The sequence below is a fragment of the Clostridia bacterium genome (genome assembly GCA_012841935.1).
In the GTDB taxonomy this organism is placed as follows: Bacteria; Bacillota; Peptococcia; order DRI-13; family DTU073; genus DUTS01.
This window is the reverse complement of the sequence record DUTS01000052.1, coordinates 1-4266: the sequence shown is the minus strand read 5'-3', so window position 1 is coordinate 4266 and position 4266 is coordinate 1. Positions and strand designations below refer to the sequence as shown.

General features: G+C 38.0%; 2 protein-coding genes. Both read right to left on the bottom strand.

Annotation, left to right across the window (positions count from 1 at the left end; translation table 11 throughout):
* On the bottom strand, positions 1-3311 hold a 3311-nt coding region (locus GX687_03120; protein HHX96440.1), incomplete at its 3' end, for a DNA polymerase III subunit alpha.
* Positions 3312-3436: 125 nt separating this feature from the next.
* Positions 3437-4266, bottom strand: an 830-nt coding sequence (locus GX687_03115; protein HHX96439.1) for a hypothetical protein, incomplete at its 5' end; no start/stop codon positions are given.

Below are 4266 nucleotides of genomic sequence, written 5' to 3'. Positions count from 1 at the left end.
GGAAAATATAAATAAAGGGGAGTGTCACCTGTATAGGTTTCCACCAAGGGGGCAAGTTTTTCCCAAATTTGCCGTTCAGAATAAACAGGAGCTATTTTTAAATAAAGTTTACTTGATGATTTAGTTTCTTCCAAGTTAACTAAATCATCAAGAGGCTTTAAATTATCTACCATTATTTTAGGTTGATCCTCTTGAAAATTCAATCTACCCTCTACTAAAACAGGCAAATCTTCAGCCAAAAATTTATTTAATTTTAAATAATTACTGGGAAAAATCAAAGCCTCCAAACTGCCGGTCAAATCTTCAAGCGTAAAATAGGCCATGGTTTGCCCTTTACGGGTAATTGTTCGTTTAAGTGTAGTAATAATTCCTCCCAAAGTAACCCATTTACGATCCCATTCCAAATTTAACTCCTCTATAATTGTACATTTTTTTTGCTGTAAAAGACCACGATATTCTGACAAAGGATGACCACTTAAATAAAGTCCCATGACCTCTTTCTCCATTTGTAAAATTTCTTTAGAAGTAAACTCCCTTACTTCCGGAAAAGTAATCACCATGGTTTGGGGCCGTTCCAAACCATCTAAATCAAAAAGAGAAAGTTGTTTGGAATTTTGCTGTTCCTGCCAAGCTAAACCTTGAGCATAACAGGCTTCCAAAACAGCCAACAATTGGGCTGTAGAAGGATGTAGTGAACGAAAGGCACCAGCCTTGATTAGATTTTCTAAAGCCCGGCGATTCAAATAAGTTAAATCAACTCGTTCACAAAAATCGGGCAAACTTAAAAAAGGACCTTGTTTTCTTTCTGTAAGAATAGCTTGAATAGCCTGATGACCTACTTGTTTAATAGCAGCCAAGCCAAAACGAATTTTTTTACCATTAACCGTAAAATGTTCCAGACTCTCATTAACATCTGGTACCAAAATTTCAATACCTTTTTGACGACACTCCTCAATATAGAAAGGCACACGATCTTTGGTTTCAATAACACTTGTTAATAAAGCTGCCATAAATTCCACAGGATAATGTGCTTTTAAATAAGCAGTTTGATAAGCTAATAAAGCATATGCCGCTGAATGACTTTTGTTAAATCCATAGCCAGCAAAATATTCCAAAAGATCAAAGATCTGATCAGCTGTTTTTCCGGGTATTTTACGACTTATCGCCCCGGCAATAAATTTTTTCCGTAAACTATTAATCACTTCCGGCTGTTTTTTACCCATAGCCCGTCTTAATAGATCAGCCTCACCCAAAGAAAAACCGGCTAAATCACTGGCAACCCGCATTACCTGTTCTTGATAAATAATTACCCCATACGTATTTTTTAAAATTGGTTCCAATAAGGGATGGAGATAACTTATTTCTACCTCCTGATGTCTTCTTTTGATAAAATCATCAACCATGCCGCTACCCAAAGGACCCGGTCGATATAAAGCTACCAAAGCAATTACATCTTCGAAATTAGCTGGTTTCAAGTCTTTTAATAAAGCCCGCAAACCGGAACTTTCCAATTGAAATACCCCAATAGTGTCTCCACGAGAAAGCAAATCATAAACCAAAGGATCATCCAAAGGTATTTTAGTTAAATCCAAATCAACTTGTTTACTTTCCCGTACCATGGAAACAGCATTATTAATTACCGTTAAAGTTCTCAAACCCAATAAATCCATTTTAAGAAGTCCAATTTCTTCAATTGTTTCCTTAGCAAATTGAGTACAAACCAAACCTTCAGCCGTTCTTTGTAAAGGAACATAATTAACCAAAGGTTCGGCGGCAATTACCAAACCTGCAGCATGGGTACCAGCATGACGCGGAATACCCTCCAAAGATTGGGCGATATCCAAAAGTTTTTTTACCTGAGGCTCAGTCTGCACTATTTCTGCCAATTCTGGTGCTACTTCCAGGGCCCGGGCCAAAGTCATCCCTGGTTCGGGAGGTACCATTTTAGCTATTTTATCCACCAAAGAAAGAGGGATATTCATAGCTCGACCGGCATCCCGAATAGCGGCCCGAGCCGCCAATGTACCAAAAGTAATAATTTGGGCTACCCGCTCCTCCCCATATTTTTGCATCACATAATCAATTACTTCGCCGCGTCGTTCAAAACAAAAATCAATATCGATATCCGGCATACTTACCCGAGCTGGATTCAAAAACCTTTCAAACAGCAGACCATATTTTAAAGGATCCACATCTGTAATCTCTAAACAATAAGAAACTAAGCAGCCAGCTGCAGAACCTCTTCCCGGCCCCACAAAAATACCCTGACGTTTGGCAAAACGAATAAAATCCCAAACAATCAAAAAATAACTGCTGTAGCCCATATTTTTTATAATTTCTAGTTCAAAATCCAATCTAGCCTTGGCCTCTGTGGTAGTCTCCCCATACCTCTTTACCAAACCTGCTTCGGCTAATTTTCTTAAATAAGTGTCTACATTAAAACCTTTAGGCACCTGAAAAGGAGGTAAATGATTTTCCCCAAAGGCAATATCTACTTGACAGCGTTCTGCTATCAAAACAGTATTCTTTAAAGCCTGGGGATAATCACCAAATAAAAGCTGCATTTCAGATGCTGGTTTTAAATAAAACTCATCTGTTTCAAAACGCATGCGAGTTTCATCTGTTAAAGTTTTACCTGTTTGAATACATAACAAAACATCTTGGATATGAGCATCCTCACGCCGTAAATAGTGAACATCATTAGTAGCTACCAAAGGTATACCAGTTTGCTTGCTAATTTGAATTAGCCCTTGATTCACCTCTGGCTGATTTTCCAAACCATGATCCATCAATTCCAAATAAAAATTATTTTTACCAAAAACATCTTGATAGAATAAAGCTTTTTCTAAAGCGGCCTCTTTTTTATTAGCTAATAATAAACTGGGAATTTCTCCGGCCAAACAAGCCGACAAAGCAATCAAACCTTCCCCATATTTTTTTAATAATTCCCAATCAACACGCGGCTTATAATAAAAACCTTCTAACCAAGCTGCTGAAACTAAACGCAACAAATTTTGATAACCCTGATTATTTTCCGCTAATAAAACCAAATGAAAAGGTGAATCATCAACACCTACCACCCGATCAAAACGGCTGCGAGGAGCCAAATATACTTCACAGCCGATAATGGGATGAATTCCCCTTTTTTTAGCTTGTTTATAAAAATCAATTACCCCATACATTACACCATGATCAGTAATGGCTACAGCCTTCATTCCCAAGGACTCGACCTGAGTAAACAAGTCATCTATTTTACTGACGCCATCTAATAAACTATAACAAGTATGATTATGTAAATGAACAAAAGACATCCCTTTTCCCCCTGACACTTAACCATGATTTTAGTATAGCAAAACATTTCCACAGTTACAATCTTCCCCCAAAAAGACATCCCCGCAATCCTTGCAGATCACGGGGACGAAAACCTACAAAACAATTATTCCCTTACAGGCTCCTGAATCACTGTTTCCCGGGATTCATTGTTTTTCATTGCAGCTATTTTTTGCCGATATGGTTCCAAACCACCCTTTTTCACACCCTGCCGAAGCTTATAATTCACAAATGATTTACGAGCTGTAAAGCTAACTTCACCCTCCGCAATTTGAGGGGTTTTAATTCCACGTGCCAACTGAATATCAGCTCTAGCTACCCAAGGTGGTGGAATGGAAAGCATAGACCCAAAAGGAAGTTTACCTAAAGTCCTATAAAAAGAAGCCTCAGCCAATGACTGCTCATGTGCCTTATTTTCCTCTAGTGTTTCCCTTTGAGCATTATGCACCGCTTTTTGCAGCTGTTCACTAAAATGCTGACACTCTTCAGCTGATATAACCAAAGATAATTTAACCTGTTCACTTTTACCAAACCTGCCTTTTAATTCCGACAAATCAGCTAAAATTAAATTTGTTCGCCTTTGTTCTTCGGCCCGTTCAGCCGCAGTTTTTAAAAAAAAGACATGTCTGGCTCTGGTAAAAACACTAGCTGGTTGTTTTTTAATTTCCGCCCGGGCCATTTCCTTGGCTACATCAGCTTGAGAAAAAATCTCAATTTGAGAATAAACTTTATCTTCTACATGATTAGATTTTCTTAAATAATCAAAATAAGGCCATACTTTTTCCACAAATTCCGGGGTTTCACGATTTCCAAATTCCTCAATAATTTCCTCATCAGATAATTCCAATAAACTACTTACCTTTACCGTCATTTCTTTTTCGGAATCCCTTAACTCCTTCAGGTATCTAGGTTGTGCTCGAAAAGCATGTGTCTCTC